This is a genomic window from Paraburkholderia sp., from assembly GCF_035501035.1.
Taxonomy (GTDB): domain Bacteria; phylum Pseudomonadota; class Gammaproteobacteria; order Burkholderiales; family Burkholderiaceae; genus Paraburkholderia.
The window spans coordinates 1-2,613 of sequence record NZ_DATJWR010000394.1 but is presented as its reverse complement, the minus strand read 5'-3'; the positions used below and the strand labels follow the sequence as shown (position 1 = coordinate 2,613).

Sequence of the window (2,613 nt, the reverse complement as noted above, 5' to 3'; positions counted from 1 at the left end):
AAGCACGGGCCGTTTCGGCCACGCTGGCCGTCGCGCCGCCAAGCGTTGCGCCGACACGACAGATGCTTTGTACATCGCGACAGCACGTGGGTGCCGGATCGCTTCTTTCAAGGGGCTCTGGCGGCTTTTTTATACAAGCATCAAGACGCCGAAACCGCCCGTAACAATCATTACTGCAGTGCCGCAAAATTGAAATTGAGTACGGGGCAACCCTGACCTAGACTTAAGACCAGGTGCTGCTCACGGCGCGTATACCCTGAGTTCGGCACCGCACCGAATGGGCCCGCTGTCAGCAAAGCCTCAACCAAAGACAATGCTAACCGGGTCTCGAAACTGGCCGTTTTGCCGCAATCCCATGGGGAGTACCGTGAAACTGACCTTTGCCATATCGGTGGTCGCGCTGGTACTCATCGCCGGGACCACGACCATCTGCATGTCGGGCGCCGTGAACGAAAACACGACGGAATACGGAGGCGTGCACGCCACGATGGAGGCGCTCTTCAGCCCTCACGCGAAAGTTTGTCGATAGTGCGGCGATCGCGCTTGGTCGGCCTGCCTTGCAGCACGGCGGCCGGCTCGCGAAAGAGCCGCCGCCGCTCCTGTTCCGCCGCGCGTCGCTCGCGCCCGGCTGCGGTTTCCACATAGAGGGTCTGCGCGACGCTCGCGGGCCCCCGTACCTCGCATATTCCCAGCACTTGCACTTCCCAGACCACGTGATCGATCTCGATTTCAACGAGGTCGCCCACGCGCACGTCCTTCGAAGCCTTCACCGCCTCGCCGCCAATGCGCACGCGCCCCTTGGCCACGCAGTCCGAGGCGAGCGAGCGCGTCTTGAAGAAGCGCGCGGCCCAGAGCCACTTGTCGATGCGCAGACGCGCACCAGGTTCCGTCGAAATCTTGTAATTCATCAGATGCTTTCCGGATGAGCGTCGATACGCGGTGCGCGAGTCAGCCGCCGGGTTTGCGCGCTAGGCCTGGCCCGCCGGCTCAGGCAGCCGCTCCTGCGGGCGCCGCGGCCTGTACAGGCCATCCCTGCAGGTGCTGCGCGACGATTTCCCCTAGCGCCGCGATCCACGCGGGCGCGGCGTTCAGGCACGCAATGCGGTGAAACTCCTTGCCCCCGCCATGCAGGAATTCATCGCGCACTTCCATGCCGATCTCCTCGATGGTTTCGAGGCAGTCGGCCGTGAAGCCGGGGCAAAACACGTCGGCGCGGCGCACGCCGGCCGCGCCCAGTTCCCGTAGTGTGGGCGCCGTATACGGCTGAAGCCACTGCGCGCGCCCGAAGCGCGACTGGAACGTGACCCGGCACTCGACCGGCGTGAGCTCCAGCGCGTGCATGAGCAGCGCCGCGGTTTGCTGGCACTGGTCGTGGTAGGGGTCGCCCAGATCGAGCGTGCGGCTCGGCACGCCGTGAAAGCTCAGCACGAGGCGGTCGCCCGCGGCGAAATCGGGGCGCCCGTGCGCATGCCAGTACTGATGCACCTGGGCCGCCAGCGCCGCGATATAGGCCGGATGGTCGTGATAGCCGCGCACCGTGCGGATTTCCGGCTGGTTGCGCATGCGGCGCAGTGCAACGAACGCCGCGTCGAACGCGGTGGCCGTGGTCGACGCCGAGTATTGCGGGTACATCGGCATGAGCAGGATGCGCTCCGCGCCCGCCAGCTTGAGCTGGTTCAGCATGGCCGGAATGTCGGGCGTGCCGTAGCGCATCGCGTAGTCGACGAGCACCGTGTAGTCGTTGATCTGCAGCAGATGGCGCAGGCCGTCGGCCTGCTTCAGCGTATGCACGCGCAGCGGCGAGCCCTCCGGCGTCCAGACTGCCGCGTACTTCTTCGCCGACGAACGGGAGCGAAACGGCAGGATCAGCGCGCGCAGGATGACCTGCCAGATCGGCGCCGGAATCTCGACCACGCGCGGATCGGAGAGGAACTGCGCGAGATAGCGGCGCACGGCGCGCGGCGTGGGCGCATCCGGTGTGCCGAGATTGATGAGCAGCACGGCGACGCGATGCGCAGCGGCGGACTGCGAGGGCCGTTCCAGATCGAAACGCATAGGCGATCACAGGCGCCGCGAGCAAAAGACGCGGCAACGGTTGCACGAAACAAGCATTATAGCGGGCGCCCCTCGCGGGCCAACCCGGCCTGCTCCAGTCGGGCTCGCCGCGCGTTGCCCGTTCGGCCGATGGCGCGCGGCGCAGCTTTCGCAGATGATCTTCGGGAAGGAAAACGCGCTCAGTTCTGGCTGAGCGTGAGCGAAAGCAGGCGCGCGGTGATGTCGACGATCGGGATTACGCGGTTATAGGCCATGCGCGTCGGCCCGATCACGCCGAGCGTGCCCACGATTTTCCCGTTCACCTCGTACGGCGCGGTCACCACGCTCATTTCCTCGATCGGCACGAGGTTCGACTCGCCGCCAATGAAGATCTGCACGCCCTGCGCGTGGCTCGAGACGTCGAGCAGCTGCAGGAGACTGGTTTTCTGGTCGAACACGTCGAAGAGCTTGCGCAGGCGCGCCATGTCCGACGAAAGATCGGCCACTTCGAGCAGGTTGCGCTCGCCGGAAATGAGCACGGTCTCGCCGACATCGGTTTCGTCGGTGCTCGCAGTCACG

The 2,613-nt window shown here is 65.4% G+C and carries 3 protein-coding genes and 1 pseudogene; 1 reads left to right on the top strand and 3 read right to left on the bottom strand.

Annotation, left to right across the window (positions count from 1 at the left end):
- The coding region (locus VMJ11_RS28750; protein WP_325624101.1) for a hypothetical protein at positions 1-193 on the top strand (193 nt) is incomplete at its 5' end.
- A gap of 307 nt (positions 194-500) precedes the next feature.
- On the opposite strand, the gene VMJ11_RS28745 is transcribed toward VMJ11_RS28750, so the two are convergent.
- The 3 genes and pseudogenes from VMJ11_RS28745 to VMJ11_RS28735 all read right to left on the bottom strand — a co-directional run.
- Complete coding sequence (locus tag VMJ11_RS28745) at positions 501-908, bottom strand: RNA-binding S4 domain-containing protein (RefSeq protein WP_325624099.1); 408 nt, start codon at positions 906-908, stop codon at positions 501-503.
- 79 nt (positions 909-987) lie between these two features.
- Positions 988-2,055 (bottom strand): ferrochelatase, encoded by a 1,068-nt coding sequence (gene hemH, locus VMJ11_RS28740; protein ID WP_325624097.1) that lies wholly within the window; start codon positions 2,053-2,055, stop codon positions 988-990.
- 179 nt (positions 2,056-2,234) lie between these two features.
- Positions 2,235-2,613, bottom strand: a pseudogene (locus tag VMJ11_RS28735) (heat-inducible transcriptional repressor HrcA); the annotation flags it as partial.

Coding starts and splice junctions, on each gene's coding strand:
- VMJ11_RS28745 (WP_325624099.1), bottom strand. CDS start 908: ATGAATTACAAGATTTCGACGGAACCTGGTGCGCGTCTGCGCATCGAC.
- hemH (WP_325624097.1), bottom strand. CDS start 2,055: ATGCGTTTCGATCTGGAACGGCCCTCGCAGTCCGCCGCTGCGCATCGC.